Source organism: Bradyrhizobium sp. (assembly GCF_019242285.1).
GTDB lineage: Bacteria > Pseudomonadota > Alphaproteobacteria > Rhizobiales > Xanthobacteraceae > Bradyrhizobium.
The window spans coordinates 1-18,800 of sequence record NZ_JAFAVV010000307.1 but is presented as its reverse complement, the minus strand read 5'-3'; the positions used below and the strand labels follow the sequence as shown (position 1 = coordinate 18,800).

Annotated in this window: 16 protein-coding genes and 3 pseudogenes; 10 read left to right on the top strand and 9 right to left on the bottom strand. The window is 65.5% G+C overall.

What is annotated here, in order from left to right; translation table 11 throughout:
- The 5 genes and pseudogenes from JOY90_RS12160 to JOY90_RS12140 all read left to right on the top strand — a co-directional run.
- Window positions 1-237 (top strand): annotated as a pseudogene (locus JOY90_RS12160) (phosphopantetheine adenylyltransferase); the annotation flags it as partial.
- A gap of 78 nt (window positions 238-315) precedes the next feature.
- The gene (locus JOY90_RS12155) at window positions 316-861 is read left to right on the top strand and encodes a peptidylprolyl isomerase (protein ID WP_291691381.1); all 546 of its coding nucleotides are present in this window, start codon (window positions 316-318) and stop codon (window positions 859-861) included.
- 109 nt (window positions 862-970) lie between these two features.
- Window positions 971-1,435, top strand: coding sequence for a peptidylprolyl isomerase (locus JOY90_RS12150; protein ID WP_291691380.1), 465 nt, complete (start codon window positions 971-973; stop codon window positions 1,433-1,435).
- Window positions 1,436-1,675: 240 nt separating this feature from the next.
- On the top strand, window positions 1,676-5,296 hold the full coding sequence (locus JOY90_RS12145; RefSeq protein WP_291691379.1) for a CHAT domain-containing tetratricopeptide repeat protein: 3,621 nt from the start codon (window positions 1,676-1,678) through the stop codon (window positions 5,294-5,296).
- Between the two features lie 441 nt (window positions 5,297-5,737).
- Complete coding sequence (locus tag JOY90_RS12140) at window positions 5,738-6,532, top strand: hypothetical protein (RefSeq protein WP_291691378.1); 795 nt, start codon at window positions 5,738-5,740, stop codon at window positions 6,530-6,532.
- Window positions 6,533-6,567: 35 nt separating this feature from the next.
- Here the strand turns inward: JOY90_RS12140 and JOY90_RS12135 are convergent.
- A pseudogene (locus tag JOY90_RS12135) lies at window positions 6,568-6,792 on the bottom strand (ester cyclase); the annotation flags it as partial.
- Window positions 6,793-6,998: 206 nt separating this feature from the next.
- Here JOY90_RS12135 and queA point away from each other — a divergent pair.
- Window positions 6,999-8,075 (top strand): tRNA preQ1(34) S-adenosylmethionine ribosyltransferase-isomerase QueA, encoded by a 1,077-nt coding sequence (gene queA / locus JOY90_RS12130; protein WP_291691377.1) that lies wholly within the window; start codon window positions 6,999-7,001, stop codon window positions 8,073-8,075.
- Between the two features lie 6 nt (window positions 8,076-8,081).
- On the opposite strand, the pseudogene JOY90_RS12125 reads toward queA, so the two are convergent.
- Window positions 8,082-9,118 (bottom strand): annotated as a pseudogene (locus JOY90_RS12125) (aspartate-semialdehyde dehydrogenase).
- Window positions 9,119-9,355: 237 nt separating this feature from the next.
- On the opposite strand from JOY90_RS12125, the gene tgt reads away from it, so the two are divergent.
- Window positions 9,356-10,495: a tRNA guanosine(34) transglycosylase Tgt gene (gene tgt, locus JOY90_RS12120; protein ID WP_291691376.1), complete on the top strand. Its 1,140-nt coding sequence runs from the start codon at window positions 9,356-9,358 to the stop codon at window positions 10,493-10,495.
- Here tgt and JOY90_RS12115 read toward each other — a convergent pair.
- Entirely contained in the window at window positions 10,492-10,710 is a 219-nt protein-coding gene (locus JOY90_RS12115; protein WP_291691375.1) for a hypothetical protein, read from the bottom strand. The two genes, tgt and JOY90_RS12115, sit on opposite strands and share 4 nt — an antisense overlap.
- 218 nt (window positions 10,711-10,928) lie before the next feature.
- On the opposite strand from JOY90_RS12115, the gene cysK reads away from it, so the two are divergent.
- Both cysK and JOY90_RS12105 read left to right on the top strand, forming a co-directional pair.
- Window positions 10,929-11,906 (top strand): cysteine synthase A, encoded by a 978-nt coding sequence (gene cysK, locus JOY90_RS12110; protein ID WP_291691374.1) that lies wholly within the window; start codon window positions 10,929-10,931, stop codon window positions 11,904-11,906.
- Window positions 11,907-11,910: 4 nt separating this feature from the next.
- Complete coding sequence (locus JOY90_RS12105; protein ID WP_291691373.1) at window positions 11,911-12,150, top strand: BrnA antitoxin family protein; 240 nt, start codon at window positions 11,911-11,913, stop codon at window positions 12,148-12,150.
- Between the two features lie 89 nt (window positions 12,151-12,239).
- On the opposite strand, the gene JOY90_RS12100 is transcribed toward JOY90_RS12105, so the two are convergent.
- Complete coding sequence (locus JOY90_RS12100) at window positions 12,240-13,670, bottom strand: caspase family protein (RefSeq protein ID WP_291691372.1); 1,431 nt, start codon at window positions 13,668-13,670, stop codon at window positions 12,240-12,242.
- Window positions 13,671-13,803: 133 nt separating this feature from the next.
- Entirely contained in the window at window positions 13,804-14,712 is a 909-nt protein-coding gene (locus tag JOY90_RS12095) for a DMT family transporter (protein WP_291691371.1), read from the bottom strand.
- Between the two features lie 168 nt (window positions 14,713-14,880).
- On the opposite strand from JOY90_RS12095, the gene JOY90_RS12090 reads away from it, so the two are divergent.
- Window positions 14,881-15,279 carry a RidA family protein gene (locus JOY90_RS12090; RefSeq protein ID WP_291691370.1) on the top strand — a complete coding sequence of 133 codons (399 nt, stop codon included), beginning with the start codon at window positions 14,881-14,883 and terminating at the stop codon, window positions 15,277-15,279.
- A gap of 24 nt (window positions 15,280-15,303) precedes the next feature.
- On the opposite strand, the gene JOY90_RS12085 is transcribed toward JOY90_RS12090, so the two are convergent.
- The 4 genes from JOY90_RS12085 to JOY90_RS12070 form a co-directional block, all read right to left on the bottom strand.
- On the bottom strand, window positions 15,304-16,071 hold the full coding sequence (locus tag JOY90_RS12085; RefSeq protein ID WP_291691369.1) for a bifunctional 2-polyprenyl-6-hydroxyphenol methylase/3-demethylubiquinol 3-O-methyltransferase UbiG: 768 nt from the start codon (window positions 16,069-16,071) through the stop codon (window positions 15,304-15,306).
- 32 nt (window positions 16,072-16,103) lie between these two features.
- A complete protein-coding gene (locus JOY90_RS12080; protein ID WP_291691368.1) occupies window positions 16,104-16,850 on the bottom strand; it encodes a hypothetical protein in 747 nt (248 codons plus the stop codon).
- Between the two features lie 12 nt (window positions 16,851-16,862).
- The gene (locus tag JOY90_RS12075) at window positions 16,863-17,477 is read right to left on the bottom strand and encodes a class I SAM-dependent methyltransferase (protein ID WP_291691367.1); all 615 of its coding nucleotides are present in this window, start codon (window positions 17,475-17,477) and stop codon (window positions 16,863-16,865) included.
- A gap of 6 nt (window positions 17,478-17,483) precedes the next feature.
- A partial coding sequence (locus JOY90_RS12070; protein ID WP_291691366.1) for an asparagine synthetase B occupies window positions 17,484-18,800 on the bottom strand: 1,317 nt, incomplete at its 5' end.

The window sequence follows — 18,800 nt, the reverse complement described above, 5'->3', positions numbered from 1 at the left end:
GCCAGTCTCATGATCCGCGGCCTGCGCGACGGCACCGACCTCGACTACGAGATGCAGCTTGCAGGCATGAACGAGGCCATGGCGCCCGACGTGCACACGGTGTTCGTTCCGGCCTCCCCTGCGGTCCGCCCGATCACTGCCACACTGGTCCGCCAGATCGCCGCCATGGGCGGGGATTTCGCTTCGTTCGTGCCCGCGTCGGTGGCGGCGAGTCTCAAGGCCAAGTTCGCAAAGTAGCTCCTTCGCAAAACCGGCAACCTTGTCGCGATAGAGGTTGTCGGCCTCCCGTCCGCCTATCATCCCCACGGAGATTTCATGATCCGAGTCCTCGCTCTTCTCGCCGTGCTCATCTCGGTGACGCCGGCGCTCGCGCAATCGCTGCCGGCCGGCCTCGACAAGCAGAATGCGATGGTGGTCGACACCACCAAGGGCCGCATCGTGATGAAGCTGCGCAACGATCTCGCGCCCCAGCATGCCGAGCGGCTGAAGCAGCTCGCGCGCGACGGCTTCTACAACAACGTGCCGTTCCACCGCGTGATCGCCGGCTTCATGGCGCAGACCGGCGATGGCGCCAAGGGCGACGGCACCGGCGGCTCGAAATATCCCAACCTCAAGCAGGAATTCTCCTCGACGCCGTTCAAGCGCGGCACCGTCGGCATGGCGCGGCGCGGCGACAGCGTCGATTCCGCCAATTCGCAATTCTTCATTTGCTTCGGCGATGCCTCGTTCCTCAACGGCCAATACACGGTGGTCGGCGAGGTCGTGCAGGGCATGGACGTGGTCGACAAGATCAAGCGCGGCGAACCCGTCGTCGATCCCGACAAGATGGTGAAGGTGCAGGTCGCCGCCGACATGAAGTAACGGCATTGCAACGCGTCGTGCCGATGCCATCTAGCGGAGGTATGGCCGGCCGTTTTGGCGGCACCCGGTTTCCTAACGGAGCACCTCCACCCAAACCTTGGAGAAGAACATGGCTGTGACAGAGAATACTTTGATCCTCGAGACCACGCAGGGGCCCGTGACCATCGAGATGCGGCCCGATCTCGCGCCCAACCATGTCGCGCGGATCAAGGAGCTGGTGCGGGAAGGATTTTACGACGGCATCGTGTTCCATCGCGTGATCGAGGGCTTCATGGCCCAGACCGGCTGTCCGCACGGCACCGGCATGGGCGGTTCCGGCAAGAAACTGAAGGCCGAGTTCAACAAGGAGCCGCACGTGCGCGGCACCACCTCGATGGCGCGCGCCACCGACCCGAATTCCGGCGACAGCCAGTTCTTCATCTGTTTCGACGACGCCTCGTTCCTCAACAGCCAGTACACGGTCTGGGGCAAGGTGACGGAGGGCATGGAGAACGTCGACAAGATCAAGCGCGGCGAGCCGGTGAAGGATCCCGACAAGATCGTCAAGGCGCACATGGCCGCCGACGCGGCCTGAGCCCATCGATCTCATTCAGGTAGGAGGCACCGCCGCATGCGGCGGCACTTCTATCCGGTCGTCAAGCGGTCCGGTTGCGCGGATTGGAGAGCTCTGCGTTGGCAGAGTTCATTGTGGCGAAGGCGTGGGCGAATTGAGGTCGCCACACCAGAGCCACGAAATCGCAGCCGGCGACGACAAATTTGCTCCCCATCTTCTGCGCAATCTTTGCGGCCGGTTTGCTGCTGAGGGAGTGGGGCCATGGACGGGCGGCGCGGTTTGATGGGGATCGGCGCAGCGCTCATGTGCGGCGTCGCGGCCGTGCTGGCGATCATCCATCTGACCGCCGGCGACGCTTCGCCGCAGGCGAGCGCCGAGGACCTCGGTGCGCTGGATGCGAGCACGCTCGCGTTGTTCCAAGCCGGCAAATATGCGGAGGCGACGGACGCGGCGATGCGCGCGCTGCCGGCCGTCAAGGCGCGCGACGGCGACACGTCGGCGGTCTATGCGAGGGCCTTGAGCCGCGCTGCCAACGCCTGGCTCGCCCGTCAACGTTTCGCCGATGCCGAGCCGCTGCTGAAGCAGGCCATGGCGACGGCGAGCGCGGCGCGGCCCAGGGATGACGATGCGTTGGCGCAAGCGCTCGCGGATATGGGCACGTTCCATGCGTGGCAGGGACGCTATGCCGACGCCGAACCGCTGTTCAAGCAGGCGCTCGATCTCCGTGAGGTGGCGCTCTCCGACAGCGATGCAGGCTATGTCGACGTCGCGAGACAGCTCGCGCTCGCGCTGCACTTCGAGGGGCGCGACGAGGACAGCGAGCGCATGCTGCGCCAGGCCATCGGCCGCGCCGAGGCGAAGCTCGGCCTCGACCATCCCTTCGTGGCGGCGCTGCTCACCGAGCTCGATGCGGATTACGCGTTGCGGCCGCGGATCGGTGACAGCAGCAAGCTCGATGCCGAGCTCGAAGCCGTCAAGGCTCGCAGTGCAACCATCCTCGCCAAGGCGATGGCGGCGAGCGGGTCTGGTACGTCGCCGAGGCTCGCAACGGCCTCGATGATGCCGGCGCTGAATGCGCTCGGCGCCCGCGACAGCGAAAAGCGGCAGTTCGCGCCAGCCGAGCAAGTCTACAAGCGCGTGCTCGACATTCCCTTGCGCAAGGTGAGTGCCGAGCTCGCCTTCACGGCTGCGATGCATCGCATGATGGCGTTCAACGGGCTGCTCGATCTCTACGACGTTTATCAGTACGGCGATCCGCAGCGCCGCCCCGCCGAGTTCGTCGCAGTTGCGACGCGGGCGCTCGACGAGGAACAGCAGCATCTGGCCAACGATCCGAGCCCCGATCTGGTGCGGCTGCGCATCGCCAATCTGGATCGTCGCCTCGCCAAGATTTATCTCGCCCAGCGGAACGATGCACAGGCTGAGGCGGCGTTGAAAAACGCGCTCGCCACGGTGGAGGGTGGGTCCGACCAATTGCAGGTCGCTGACGTGCTTGCCGGAGGCTTCCTCATCGGCGAGGAGCGGGTGCCGCAGGACATCGCCTCCTTCTACGAGAAACGCGGACGCTTGGCCGACGCCGAGGCGGCGCTGACGCGCGCCATTGCGATCCGCGAGAAGGTGCAGGATCCGGCCGGCGACGAGATCAAGGAGCTGCGGCAACGGCTCGCGCGGTTACGGAAGTCCGTGCCCGGCGGCCAGCCGCAGATGCAGGCGGCGCTCCAGCCGGCTCTGCCGCCGCGCCCGGCGCCGGCGGCCTCGCCCGGCGCGCGCCCCGCGCAGGGATGCAACGATGTGCTCTCCATGATCGACAACTGGCAGGAAGCCGAGGCGCGGAAGCATTGCAGCAACCAGGACTTCCTCATGCTGCAGGTCGCCGCTCTCGGGCAGCAGGCCTTCGGCCGCGAAAGCCCGGCCAACTTGTCCGGGCTCACCGGCGTCGCCCAGATGGTCTATGAACGGGGGGACTGGAGCAACGCGGTGGCGGTGATGTCGCGCGAGCTGCGGCTGGTCACCCAGGCGAGCCGGCGCCTCGGACACGCGCCGCAGATCAATTCCATGCTGTGGTTCGATCCGGAGTTTCATGGCGTCGACCCGATCCGCGTCCTGATCAAGGCGGCCTATCGGGCCGCCGCCGCCGACAAGTCGCGCGCAGGCGAGCTCGCCGATATCTCGTTCCAGGCCGCGCAGCAGGCCAATCTTTCGGTGGCGGCGGTCGCGGTCGGGCAGATGAGCGCACGGCTCGGCAAGGGAACGGGCTCGCTCGCCGCGCTGGTGCGGGAGCGGCAGGACCTCGCTGCCGAGGCCGAGCAGCTCGATCAGCAATTCGCCGGCAGTGTGGTCCAGGTCAACCAGGGCCGCGACATCGCCGCCGACAAGCAGAGGCGAGGGCGCATGGACGCCGTCGATGCGCGGCTCGCCGAGATCGACAAGCGGCTCGCCCGCGAATTTCCCGATTATGCCGCACTCGCCAATGTCGAGCCGGCCACGATCGCCCAGATCCAGGCGAGGCTTGGGCCGAACGAGGCGCTGGTCCTGATCGCCGCGACACCGCCGCTCGGCAATCCCATGACGGCCGCGACCGCGGCCGTTGATACGCGTCAGCCGGCCGAGACGTTCGTCTGGACCATCACCAGGACCGACGCCCGTTTCCGGCAGGCCGACCTCGCCGGCAACGAGGGCCTGCTGGATGTCGACGCATTGCGCTGCGGGCTCGATGACAGCAATTGGGAGACACGATCCGCGGCACGCCAGCGCTGCGTCGAGCTGCTGCGCGGTGCGGCGCCGAGCGGCGGCTTGCCGCCTTTCGATCTCGGGCGTGCCTACGCGCTCTATCGTGCGCTGTTCGGCCCGGTGGAAGATGTGATCGCCGGCAAGCAGCTCCTGATCGTGCCGACCGGCCCGTTCACGACGCTGCCCTTCGAGGTGCTGGTGACCCAGAAGCCGGCGGCCGCGATCCCCGCCAACGGAAATTACCAGGGCGTGAAATGGCTCGGCCGCGAGCGCGCCATCACGGTGCTGCCGTCCGTCGCGAGCCTCGGGGCGTTGCGCGAGCGGGCGCGTCCGAGTGCAGCGGTGAAGCCGTTCCTCGGCTTCGGCAACCCGCTGCTCGAAGGGGATGCGGCGCGGGCCGCGCAGGCCCGCCAGAAGCAGACTTGCGCAGGTCTGCCCGCACGCACCGGCTCCGCCCGCGCGGTGCAAGCCGGCCTCGCGCCGAACGAGGATATGTTCCGCGGCAAGCTCGCCAATGTCGAGGCGTTGCGGCGGCAGATGCCGCTGCCGGAGACCGCGGACGAGCTGTGCGCCGTGGCGCAGCAGCTCGGCGCTTCGAGCGACGATGTCGTGCTGGGCGCGCGCATGACGGAATCGACCATCAAGCAGCTCAGCGCCAAGGGCAGTCTGCAGGGCTACAAGGTGCTGCACTTCGCAACCCACGGCCTGCTGGCCGGCGAGACCGACTATTTCGCCAAGGGGACGGCGGAGCCATCGCTGTTGTTCACGCCGCCGGCGAGCCCGAGCGAGGCGGACGACGGGCTCTTGACCGCGTCCGAAATCGCGCAGCTCAGGCTCGATGCCGACTGGGTCGTGATGTCGGCCTGCAACACTGCAGCCGGCGGCGCGCACTCGTCCGAGGCGCTGTCGGGCCTGGCCCGCGCCTTCTTTTATGCCGGCGCACGCTCCCTTCTGGTCTCGCACTGGGCCGTCAATTCGGATGCCGCCGTCGCCATCACCACCGGTGCGGTCGCGGCGATGAAGGCCGATCCGGCGATCGGCCGCGCCGAGGCGCTGCATCGCGCGCTCGTCGCCGTGATGGACAGGGGCGGCACCTCCGCCCATCCGGCGACCTGGGCGCCGTTCGTGCTGGTCGGAGACGGCGGCAGTTGAGGCCGAAGTTGCAGCCATGATGCGGCTCTCACGGCCGAGGGGCGGTGTCTGCCACGTCGGCGAACTTTATTTTGCATACGTAATTATGTGTGCAGTAGCGCACGTGTGGCTGCTCGTCAGCCCGTTGAGAACAACGTCTGCTGTACGATATAACCGATCTTCGTTGCCGGCCGGACGCTTGCGATGAGGTTCGTCGCAGCGACGTTGCTTGATCGATGGCGGCTGACCAAGGTCGGACCCGACACACAATCTCGGATTTACAGTCTCGCTGGCTTGCACAAGTGGGGGGACTATCTCTTCAAGGACCAGCTCGGTAGCCCGGGTTGAGTGCAACGAATCCGAAGGCTGGATGAGGATCGGCGTCGAGTCGAACGGCGTTGGAAAGCGGGCGTCACGCCCGCTCTTCGTTTCTACAATGCGAGGGCTCAGAGGAGGACTTGCATGATGAACCGTCTGATGGTCGCGCTGGCACTGGCCGCCTCCGGCGTACCGGCAAGTGCGGCATCTCCTCCTTTCCCGTTCGCCCATGATGACGCAGGCCGGCCGGTGCTTGAGTTCTATCCCGCGACCGCGGCCAAATTCACCGCAGCGGGGCGTGATCTGCTGCGCATTACGGTGAAGGAGACGCCTCCGGAGCGCACCGCCCAAGGTCCCGTCGACGTCGGACTGGTCGCGGATTGCCAATCGCGGCAATTGGCGGTGTCGCAGGTTACCGCGGCCACCAAAGACGGGGCGCCAACAACGTCGGGCGAAGCGTTCAAGCTCAGCGAACTGAAGCCGCCCAGCGGCGGCATGTACCAACGATTTGTCGTTGCGTTGTGTGACGGCGAGCTGCTGGGCGTGCAAGTCTCGCCAGCCAGGAGCGGATGGGTACACTTTGTCGAAGGACCGCAGCGTGCGCTCTATTATGTCAGCGGTAGCATGCGAAAAGTCGGCAAGTACCGGGCAGCGTCGGTGCGACTCTATGAATTGGGAGGCGCGCAGCTGCCAGATGGCAGGCGTATCGATGCGCGTGATGCCGTGTGGGTCATCGATTGCGAGCGCAAACTCGGTGCAGTGGCCTACGAGCGCGCGTTCGCAAGGGTGGGAGACCAGAATCAAACCGTGGAGTCGATGGGAGATGAAAAGGCGTTTGCCGATCCGTCTCTCGTGGAGGTCGACAAATTGACATTTGGCCGGGCCGCCCCCGGTTCCATGCAGGCGCAATTCAATGACGTGCTATGCCTGATGAACTAGCCAGCAGCGCGGATTGATGTTCGCCGCCGATCGGGTCAGTTGGCACACTTGAGTTGCCGGACCGTGCCGATCCAATCCTCGACATGGTGGGAGCGGACGATCCTGCCACCCTCGATCGTGTGTACGTCGATCGACATCAGCTTGAAGGATTTACCGGCGGCGGCCGTGCCGAAGAAGTCGCCGACCGGCGTACCGGTCGCTTCGCCGCGCACGGTCACCTGGTTGCCCGATACCAGCACGTCCTTGATCTTCCATTGCGATGCCGCAAACGAGCCGCGTGTTCCGCCTGACGGCGCCCGATTTCATGCTGACGACGCCTACCGGCTCGACAGCCTCGAGGTACCGTTTCGCGCCGCTGCCGCACGCGCTGATCTGGTGCTCCGGCCGTGACCGACCCCGGCCTCATCTGGTTCCGTGACCGGCTGCGCCCGGTCGTCAAACGCAATTTCGCCGGCTAGAACGGGGCATGCGTACCGACCTGTTCGATTTCGAGCTTGCTGCCGACCGTATTGCGCTGAGGCCGGCGAGTCCGCGCGATGCCGCCCGCCTGCTGGTCGTGCAGGGTGATGGCGTGCTGCGCGATGCCGTAATTGCCGATTTGCCGAAATGGCTCGAGCCGGGCGACCAGCTCGTCGTCAACGATACAAAGGTGATCGCGGCACAATTGAGCGGTCGCCGCATCGGGCGGCCGACCGAGCCGAAGATCGAGGCGACCTTGATCAAGCGGCTCGATGGCTCGCGCTGGCAGGCGCTGGTGCGGCCGGCGAAGAAACTTGCCGCCGGCGACGTCGTGCGCTTCGGCAACGAGGGCAGGGTCTGCCTGCTCGGCCATCTCGATGCGGAGGTGGAGGCCAAGGGCGACGACGGCGAGGTCACGTTGTCGTTCACCTTCCACGGCCCCGCGCTCGACCAGGCGATCGCCGAGCTCGGCAGCCCGCCGCTGCCGCCCTATATCGCTTCGAAGCGCGAGCCCGACGAGCAGGACCGCGCGGACTACCAGACCATGTTCGCCGCCCGCGAGGGCGCGGTCGCGGCGCCCACCGCCGGCCTGCATTTCACGTCGGCACTGGAGGCCGCGGTGAAGCAGCGCGGCGTCGGCATCCAGCGCCTCACGCTTCACGTCGGGGCAGGGACTTTCCTGCCGGTCAAGGCCGACGATACCGCCGAGCATCGCATGCATTCCGAATGGGGCACGATCCCGGCTGCGACCGCCCACGCGCTGAATGCGGCGCGCGCCAGCGGTGGCCGCATCGTCGCGGTCGGCACCACCTCGCTCAGGCTTTTGGAGAGCGCCACTGCAGCGGACGGCAAGGTCGGGCCGTTCTCGGGGGAGACCGCGATCTTCATCACGCCCGGCTATCGCTTCCGCGCTGTCGACATGCTGCTCACCAATTTCCATTTGCCGCGCTCGACGCTGTTCATGCTGGTCTCGGCCTTCTCCGGCCTCGACACCATGAAGCAGGCCTATGCGTACGCGATCGCAGGAGGCTATCGCTTCTATTCCTATGGCGACGCCTGCCTGCTGTTTCGTGCGCGCAATTGACCGGTGTCACACCATCACCTGCTCCGGCAGCAGTTCCGCGATCTGCACCGCGTTGAGCGCGGCGCCCTTCAGAAGCTGATCGCCGGACACGAACATCGCGATCGAATGGCCGGTGGGGTCGCTCAGGTCCCTGCGGATACGGCCGACCAGGATTTCGTCCTGGCCCGAGGCCTCGATCGGCATCGGGAAATATTCCGGGCGCGATCGTCGATGACCTTCACGCCGGGTGCGGAAGCCAGGATGGCACGCACCTCTTCCTCGTCGATCGGCCGCTCGCACGCGAACGTGATCGATTGGCTGTGGGCGCGCAGCACCGGCACGCGGACGCAGGTCACGCCGACCGCGATGCGGTCATCCTCGAAGATCTTCCGGGTCTCGCGGATGACCTTGGTCTCCTCCTCGTTGTAGCCGGTCTCGAGGTCGATCCTGGTATCGTGGTTGAACACGTTGAAGGCGTAGGGGTGTGGAAACACTCTCGGTTCGAAGGCTTCGCCGGCGAGGCTGGCGCGAGTGGACTCGACGAGCTCCTGCATGGCGGCCGCGCCGGCGCCGCTGGCTGCCTGGTAGGTCGACAGGATCACGCGCCTGACCCGGTTTCGCTGGTGGATCGGCCACAGCGGCATCAACGCCGTGATCGCCGAGCAGTTCGGCACCGCGATGATGCCCTTGTGCTCGCGGATGCGCCGGCCGTTGATCTCCGGGATCACCAGCGGCACGTTCTCCTCCATCCGGAAGGCCGACGAGTTGTCGATGACGACGGCGCCGGCCTGCACTGCGACTGGCGAGAACCGCCTGGAGACGGCGCTGCCGGCCGAGAACAGGGCGATGTCGACGCCGTCGAAGGAGCGCTCGGTCAGCTCCTCGATCTCGATCCGCCCGCCCCGGAATTCGACCGTCCTGCCGGCGGAGCGGCGGCTTGCCAGCGCCTTCAGTTTCCGCACCGGAAAGCCGCGCTTGTTCAGGGTGGCGATGAACTCTGCGCCCACCGCACCGGTGACGCCGGCAATGGCAATGACAGGCTCGCTCTTCACGTTCGTCTCCATCAGGCAATAAAAAAGCCCCGGACCTTTTCAGGCGGGGCTTCGGATCAAGATGATGCGATCGTTCGACTACGCGCGCACGCCTCCCGAGCCCCGGACGGGGGTGGTTTTGGTCGTGGCTTTTTTCGTCGTCGTGATCATCGGGCGGAACTTATGCGCAAGGGAGCCCGCCGCGTCAACCGTGAAATTCTGGAACGGTCCGGTTGGACATGATGGTCCTGTTACGCAATAAGCGGCGCCATGACCGTTCCCAATCATTTCGAGCTGCTTGCGACCGATGGCGCCGCCCGCACCGGGAGACTGACCACGCCCCATGGGGTGGTGCGGACGCCGGCCTTCATGCCGGTCGGCTCGGCCGGCGCGATGAAGGGGCTGCACTGGCGCGACGTGCGCGAGGCCGGCAGCGACATCGTGCTCGGCAACACCTATCACCTGATGCTGCGTCCCGGCGCCGAGCGCATCGCAGCACTGGGCGGTCTGCAGCGCTTCACCGGGTGGAACGGACCGATGCTGACCGACTCCGGCGGCTTCCAGGTGATGTCGCTGTCCGCTCTCCGCAAGATTGACGACAACGGCGTGACATTTCGCTCGCATATCGACGGCGCCAAGGTCGAGCTGTCGCCGGAGCGGGCAGTCGAGGTGCAGCGCCTGCTCAATTCCGACATCGCCATGCAGCTCGATGAATGCGTGCGGCTGCCGGCGGAGCGCGCCGACATCGAGCAGGCGATGCAGCTCTCGCTGCGCTGGGCCGAGCGCTGCCGGCGCGCCTTTGAAACCGCGCCGGCCGGCTACATGCTGTTCGGCATCGTGCAAGGGGGCGACGTGGTGCCGCTGCGGCAGATGAGCGCACGGGCACTCGTCGACATCGGCTTCCATGGCTACGCCATCGGCGGGCTGGCGGTGGGCGAGCCGCAGGCGGTGATGCTGGCGACGGTCGAGGACGTCGCGCCGCTATTGCCGGCCGACCGGCCGCGCTACCTGATGGGGGTCGGCACGCCGGAGGATCTGCTCGAGTCGATCCGGCGCGGCATCGACATGTTCGACTGCGTGCTGCCGACCCGCAACGGCCGTCATGGCCTCGCCTTCACCCGTTTCGGGCCGGTCAACCTGCGCAACGCCCGTCATGCCGACGATCCGCGGCCACTGGATGAGACCAGCGCCTGGCCGTCGACCCGTGACGTATCGCGCGCCTATCTCCATCACCTCGTCAAGGCGGGGGAGACCCTGGGCGCGATGCTGCTGTCGGAGATCAACATCGCCTATTATCAGCGCCTGATGGCCGACATTCGCGATGCGATTTCACGAGGGACGTTTGTCGAACTGTGTGAACGGACGCGGGCCGAATGGGCGGAGGGCGACATCGCCCCGCGCCGGGATTAGTTGCAGGCGATGATCCGCTTGCTGGCGTGCTTGGTCACAAATCCGTAGCCGCAGGTATCGCAGGTCCAGAGATAGCTGATGATATCGTCAGACACGTAGGCGGAGGCTTCCGCGGCGACCATGGAATCGGCGCAAACCGGACAGGTCGGCAGATCGCTGCCGCGCGGGTCGGGGCTGTGAATGGCGGTCGACAGGACGTCAGCCAGTGCTGTCATCGTCATCCTCCTTGCGTTCCTGATGTGACAATAACATAAGCGGATTCGTTTGACGAGAGCGCAACGCAATTGCGATCGTTTTGCGTTTTCGACGAGTTCAATATTTTGCGATGCAGCGAGTTGTGACTTGTCGCGATCTGGCTTGCGCACCAGCGTGAGCTGTCGCTAATTGCAGCAGGGCGCGGATTCTGAGTGAGTTGTCGCCACGGGAGCAGGTCATGGATGGTTCGTCAGCGACGGGTGCAGTGCAACGTGCGGGGCGGGGTCAGGTGTTCGACAGTATTGTCGATGCGATCGGAAACACGCCGGTCGTGCGGCTGCGCCGCCTGCCGCAGATGCATGGCGCGCAGGCGACAATTCTCGCCAAACTTGAATATTTCAACCCGGCCGCCAGCGTGAAGGACCGCATCGGGGCGGCCATGATCATCGCGATGGAGAAGGTTGGCATAATCAATGCAGACACCGTGCTGATCGAGCCGACCTCCGGCAATACGGGCATTGCGCTGGCCTTCGTCGCTGCCTCGCGCGGCTACCGGCTGAAGCTGGTGATGCCGGAGTCGATGTCGATCGAACGGCGCAAGATGCTGGCGTTTCTCGGCGCGGAGCTGGTGCTGACGCCGGCCGCGCAAGGCATGAAGGGCGCGATCGCCGCCGCTGAGGAGCTGCTGAAGACCACGCCCAATTCGGCGATGCCCCAGCAGTTCAAGAACCTCGCCAATCCCGAAATCCACCGCCGCACCACGGCGGAGGAAATCTGGAACGACACCGGCGGCAACATCGATATTTTCGTTGCGGGCGTCGGCACCGGCGGCACCATCACCGGGGTCGGGCAGGTGCTGAAGCCGCGCAAGCCGGAGTTGCGCGTGGTTGCAGTCGAGCCGGAGGAGAGCCCGGTGCTGTCGGGCGGCCAGCACTCGCCGCACAAGATCCAGGGCATCGGCGCGGGTTTCGTGCCCGACATTCTCGACCGCTCGGTGATCGACGAGATCGTCAAGGTCAACAGCCAGACCGCGATCGAGACCTCGCGGGCGCTGGCGCGCAACGAGGGCATTCCGGGCGGCATTTCCTCGGGGGCCGCGATCGCGGCGGCGCTGGAACTCGGCAAGCGACCGGAAAACGCCGGCAAGACCATCCTGGCGATCGTGCCGTCATTCTCCGAACGCTATCTCTCCACTGCGCTGTTCGAGGGAATCTGAGCTCATGGCGGATCAACCGAGGCGCCCGCGGACGCTGAACGACGCCCGCACCGAAGCGGAAGCGGCGTTCAAGAAGGTGACCGCGAAGGTCGCCGAGGCGCCGCCGAAGCGGAACGCGGTTCCGGGCATCAAGGAGCAGGTCACCCTCCGGATCGATCAGGACATCCTGGAACATTTCCAGGAGGGCGGCCCTGGTTGGCAGGACCGCATCAACGACACCTTGCGCAAGGCGCTCGGCAAGTGATCCTCCGGTAGACGATCCGAAGGACAAGAGGGCGCCCGCACAAAAAAGCCCGGCGAGAGCCGGGCTTTCAACGAAGGGTTCCGCTTCCGTCAGTGCCGGAGCATGCCGCCGACCATGCCGCCCATCATGCCGCCGATGAAGGCGGCGCCTGCGTCGCCGCCGCCGTTGTGGCGGGGCGCAGCCGCGACCGGAGCGCTGCCGGTGCTGCGATGGACTGGATGGCTCCGTGGAGCGGAGTCGTCGCCGGAGGAGGTCGACGCGGCCGCGACGATCTCCGTCAGCAGCGCCTTGTGCTGCAGCTTGTTGAGGTAGCCGGTCGACGGATAGCCGCGCGCGGCCTGCCAGCGCTTGATCACGACGCGGGTGTCGTCGTCGAACTTGCCGGTGACCTTGGTGTCGAAGCCGAGGCCGGTCAGCCGGCGTTGCACGTCGCGACGCTGACCCTTGTCGAGGCTGATCTGGTCCTCGGTGAGCTGGCTGGCCTCTTCGGTGAAGGTCGCGGGATCGACCTGCTGCGTCAGCGCCCGGGTCGTGGTCGACGGACCTTTCTCGATCGCGGCAATCCTGGCGAGCGCGAGAGGCTTGAACTGGCCGTTGGGATAGTTCGTGACATAGGCGTTGAGCTCTTCCGGCTTGTTGGAGTCCTTCACCGAGCGCCAGAATTCGAGCTCGACGTCATTGCCGGGGGCGTTCGGGCTGGTCGAAGCGACCGCGGCTGGCGCCGCCGCGCCCGGGGCCGCCGTAGCCTGGGCCGGCGCCGGATTGAGATAGACCGAGCCGATCAGGTTGGTGTGCCCCCAGGGCAGTTGCCCCTTGTTGGTCTCCTCGTTGACCTGGGCGCGGACCGCGGTCATCGCCTGCTGGATCTCGACGCCGGGCTCGGTGAGGTGCGCCAGCAGCGCGCGGGTGAACGGGCTGTTGGTGCCTTCCTGGCCATCGAGCGCGGTCTGGCCCGGGCCGGTGGCAAACGCGATCAGCGTGCCTTCGCCGGACTTCATCTCGGCGAGGCCCTGCTGCACCGAGACGCTACGGGTCGCCGTCGCCTTGATCTTGGCCGCGAAGGGATTGTCGCGGCAGGCGTCGAGGAACACCAGCTTGACCTTGGCGTCGCTCATGGTCTGGTCGAGCGTGAGATCGATGTTGATTGCCGCGCCGAGCTTGACGTCCATTTCGGACTTGATGTCGGCGTCGACCGGCAACAGGTAGTTGGTGCCGCCGATCGCAATGCCGTGGCCGGCGTAGTAGAACACCGCGACGTCGGCGCCTTGCGACTTCTTGCCGAATTCGAGCAGCTTCGCCGTCATGGTGTCGCGGTTCAGGTTCGAGCCTTCGACGACGTCGAAGCCGACATTGCGGAGCAGGCCCGCCATCGCCGTGGCATCGATCGGCGGGTTCGGAAGCTGCGCGACGTTCTTGTAGGCGCCGTTACCGACCACGAAGGCGACGCGCTTGTCGGCCTTGGCGGCATTCGCGGTGAACGCCATGCAGAGCAGGGAAAGAAGGACGGTCAGGTAGCGCATCTGAAATCCCCAGCGCGGTAGAAAAAACTGAATCTGCAACGTGCTTCGATTCTACACGAAAAAGCAGATACGGCGTGCGACAAAAATGCCGCGCTTGTTCATCAACCGCGGCGGAGCCGTTGCGTGATCTGGATCACAATTTCGCGGAGTGCCGCGCGGCGGCCGGAGCAGCCGGCTGTCCCGACACTGCGACGCCCGGTTTCAGGTTCAGGAGATTGCTGCCCAGGATCAGCGCCGCGCCCAGCAGCGTCAGGAGGTCGAGACGCTCGGCATAGATCAGCCAGCCCATGATGGCCGTCAGCGGGACCCGCAGGAAGTCCATCGGCACCACGATGGTGGCGTCGGCATAGAGCATCGCGCGCGCCATGCAGAAGTGCGAGAACGTGCCGCAGAACGCGATCACCATGACCCAGCCCCAGACGGCCGGACTCGGCCAGGTCCAGACCAGCAGCGTCGGGATCAGGCCCGCGATCGATTGCACGGCCAGCATCCAGAACACGATCGCCAGCGCGCTTTCGGTGCGGGTCAGGAATTTCACCAGTGCAATCGAGATCCCGAAGCCGACGGCTGCCCCCAGCGCAATGAGCTGACCCGGATTGACCGCGCCGGTCGCGGGCCGGACGATGACGAGCACGCCGAGGATGCCGAACGCGATCGCCGCGACCTTCCAGACCGTGATGCGCTCGCCGAGAAGCATCGCGGCGAGGATCGCGGTCCAGATCGGCATGGTGAATTCGATCGCCACGACTTGGCCGATCGGGATCAGCGTGAGCGCGAAGAACCAGCTTAGCTGCGCACCATAATGGATGAGAGCGCGCCCCACATGCTGCGGCAACCGCTGCGTCTTCATCGTCGAAAGTCCGCCGCCGAGGTGGATCAGCGGATAGAGCAGGAAGAGGCCGACCGTGGCCCGCATCTCCATGAGCTGGAATACGTTCAGTTGCTGCAGCGCCTCGCGGCCGGCGACCGCAATGACCAGGAGCTGGACGAGCCAGCCCGACATCCACAGCGCGGCCATCGGTTTGGAAGGGGTTCTGTGCATGCGGCCGGTCGGCGGGAGAGGGATCGAGGGAGGGCCGGTATCGCCTCCTCATCCGCGCCTTGCAAGCCGCAATTGTGCCGGGCTGAACCGCTCGCGTTGCAAAATATGCATTGGGTGCGCCGGTTCGATCGGTGCTATCTGTGCAAGCCACGAACGGGAGCAACGAGGATGCGCATTCTGCAGCCCGCCCAATGGTCGAAGCCCCGCGGCTTCTCACACGGCGTCGCGTTCGAAGGGCCCGGGCGCTGGGTCATGCTGGCCGGGCAGACTGGGGCGGACGAGAAGGGCGACTATGCACCCGAATTGGCCGCGCAGGTCGCCACCGCCCTGCGGCGCATCGTGAAGCTGCTCTCGGAGGCCGCTGCCGGACCCGAGCATATCGTGCGCCTGACCTGGTACCTGACCAGCCGCAGCGAGTACGAGGCCACCGGCGCCGGCATCGGCGCGGCCTGGAAAGAGACGCTGGGCCGCAACTTTCCGCCTTCGACGCTGCTCTATATCGACGGCCTGGTCGATGCGCGCGCCAAGGTCGAGATCGAGGTGACGGCGTTCGTGCCGGCGGGATAGGACGAAGACCGGCGTAGCGGCTGTCTATCCGCCTTTCTCGCCGATGGCGGCCCACGAAATCTCGTTGACCCACTCCAGACGGACGTTCTTCAGCCCGACCTCATCCATCATTCGCTGCACGGTCCCGCGGTCCCAATAATGGGCGATCCTCGGCAGCATCTGATCAAACACGATGGATCGGATGTGCCGGAAGGAGAACGTCTTCAGCAGCTGGAAATAGGCGATCCTGCCGAATCCCGCCCGCAACAGCGTCCATAGAACGGCCGTCGGATAAAGCGACAAATGATGCACCACGCCGATCGGCAAGCGCGCGAACAGGAGCTTTCGCAGCGGATCGGCAAAGCGGACGATCCATTCGTTGTTCTCATAGCCGTAGACCCAGATCAGCACCTTGCCGCCCGGCTTGGCCGCTTTCACCATCTGGCGCAGCGCGAGCATGGGGTCCTCGAGGTGATGGATCACGCCGATCGAGAACGCGATATCGAAGTTGTCTTCGAACCCGATGTCGTAGGCGCTTTGCTTCAACACCAGCGCGTTCGGGAACGTTGCCAGATTTTGCCGGGCGACCTCCAGCGAACGCTCGTCCACGTCGATGGCCACGGCCTCCGCCGCGCCATAACTGAGGGGCCACAGCGAATTCCTGCCGGTGCCGCACCCGACATCCAGGACGCGCTTGTCCCGCCAATCGACCGGCTGAAGGAAAGGCGTCCAGCGCCGAAACTGGGTTTCGTAGTCGGAGCGGATTTCGTTGTACCGGCTCCATTCGTAGCCGAACCGTTCGGAGGAACCCATGGGTTGGCCCATGCTCGTGCCGTTCTCGACCATCAGAACCTGCCTGTCGGAGCGATCCGCGCCTTCAGCCGTGCAAGGCGGTCGCGGGTTGCCGGAGAGAGCGCCTTCACGATGCTCTTGCGCAGCTTGAAGAGCGGTGAGGAGAAGTCGGGAATGGCGGCCCCGTCCGGCACCCGTGACTGGCGTACCTCCGGCCGCAGCTCGGCGTGATGCTCGCTGCGCACGTAGAGCAGACAATTGTAGCGGTACCAGAAGGATATTCGAGGATCGCTCGCAATCTTCGGGCGGACGAAGTCGTAAGGATCGAAGCCGTGCCCGGCCAAGCGCTTTCGCCAGAACTCATAGGGCTGCTCGTTGACGTGGTATTCGCCGCCCTGGCCCGGCACCGCGGCCGAGAACAGGACGTACTTTGCCGCATGCTTGACGAGATTCAGGACGAACTGGTCGGCGAATGATTCCTGGATGTGCTCGGCCACCTCCAGCGTCTGCACGAGGTCGAAGCTTCGCCCGAGATCGAGAGGACGCGACAGATCGGCCGGACTGAACAGCTCGGGAGCGATCTCGAGGTCCTCGGTCCTCACATATTCGCCGTCGACGCCCCTTATTTGCGCGATTCCGCGGTCCTGCCAGACCCGGAGCCAGGCGCCGCCGGCGCAACCGATGTCGACCACGCTCTCGATGTCGAGCGACCCGCGCAGCAGGGGAATGATCCTGGACGCGGCGTAGCGCGACGACACGGCCGCATAGCCCATGAATTTCTCGTCGTATTGACGTGACATCGGCGTCCTCGGTCAGGCGATTGGGGCGGTGGGCACCACTTTGAGGTAGGCCACATCGTGCAACGGCCCGGTCAGGACGCGCTTCCGCTCCACCGTCGCCGTGCGCGAAACGACGCCGACCAACTGCTCGAGCCGGCGCGCAAATCGCCCTCGATCCATCTTGAAGAAGGCCTCTTTCGCACGGTGCCGCGGGTCGAGAGGCAGGATGGCATCGACGATGTGGAAGGCCCCTTGGGCGCGCACCACGCGCAAGGCTTCCCGCGTCATGGCGCCGAGCTGGTCGTCATCCAGGTGATGGGTGGTCGCAACCGATATCACCTCGTCGAAGGAGGCCGGGGCGAATGCGAGCCTGGTGGCATCCATGTGGATGAACTCGCCATCGGCATGCGCTCGTTTCGCCGCGGCCACGTAATCGGAGTTGATGTCGATGCCGCTGTAGCGCGCCGGGATGCTTCTTCGCGTCGCTCCGGTGCCGCAGCCGAGATCGAGCACGGACGTCTCGGGGGTCAGCGCCAGCTCCTCGGTGATGAGCTGCGTGTAGCGCCGCACCGTCGGCTGACCGATGAGCTGGTTGAGATCATAGACCGCCGGCAGCTCGAGAACCCGCTCCAACGCCTTTCGGAACATCGGCTTCTATCCTGCGACCCCGGGTCGACGGAACGCCTGCAACCCGAGCCACACCCATAGCGCAATGGCGTGGTTCGATCGCTTGTGCCGATGCTGCCGCCACAGATCGGCAACTTCCGTGAGCTTGATCCCGCCGATGTCGTCCAGCGGGATGTGTTGCGGCATCTCCCGGAGCCATAGCGCCAGCGGAATTCCAAAACCCTTCTTGGGACGGGAAACGAGATCGGCCGGCACCTTCCGCCGCAACATCTTCTTGAGGAGATACTTGCCCACGCCGGCGCGATATTTCAGGGCCGAGGGCAGCCGCCGGCAGAACTCGACCAGATCGTTGTCGAGAAAGATCGCGCGGGTCTCCAGGGAATTCATCATGGCGGCGCGGTCGACCTTGGTCAGGATTCCGTCCTGGAGGTAGTAGCGCGTGTAGAACTCCATCGTCTTTTCGATCAGGTTCAGTCCGGGGGAACCACGCCAAAGGTCGAGCGCTTCTCCATACAATTCATCGGTATCGATACGCTCGCCGAACAGCCGCTCGATCTCGGGCGGCGAAAGCGGCGCAAGCCAGGTCGGATTCCACAATTCGGGTCCGTAGGACAGGCCGTTCAGCGTCCGCTTGAGCTTGAAGTCCAGGCTCATGTTTCGCGTCGAGACCGGAAGCCGCCTCGCCATGTTCTTCAGGATGCCGTGCAGGATGGCGGGAACGCTGTTCTGGTAGATCGTCGCCGGTCGCAAGGCATGAAACGGATCATAGCCGGCGAACAATTCGTCGGCGCCGTCGCCGGAGAGGGCCACGGTGACCTCGCGGCGGGCGAACTCGCACAACAGGTAGGTCGGCAGCAACGAACTGTCGCCCAAGGGCTCGCCGGTCTTTTCCAGCAGCTCCGGAATGACGTGGCGCGCCTGGTCGAGATTGAGCTGCCGCGCCGAGTGCCGCGACTGAAACAGGCGGGACACGCGCTCTGCATGCTCCGACTCGTCGAAGGAGCGCTCGGTGAATCCGATCGTGAAGCTCTGGAGCTGCCCCGGACCCGTCAGGCCCGATGCCGCAGCGAGCACGGCGCTGGAATCGATTCCGCCGCTCAGGAACACGCCGAGCGGCACGTCGCTGATCATGCGCCGCCTCACCGCCTGGGTGACGAGACCATCGAGCTCGTCGACCAGCTCTTCCTCGTCGCGCTCGAGCAGCGCGGGATCGGGGGTGAGCGAGAACTGCCAGTAGGTGGACAGGGTGACGCTCTCGTCGCGCAGATCGAAGCAGAGTGAGCAACCGCCCGGCAGCTTCCCGGTGTGACGGTAGGGCGTTCGTGGGGCCGGAAAGAAGCCATA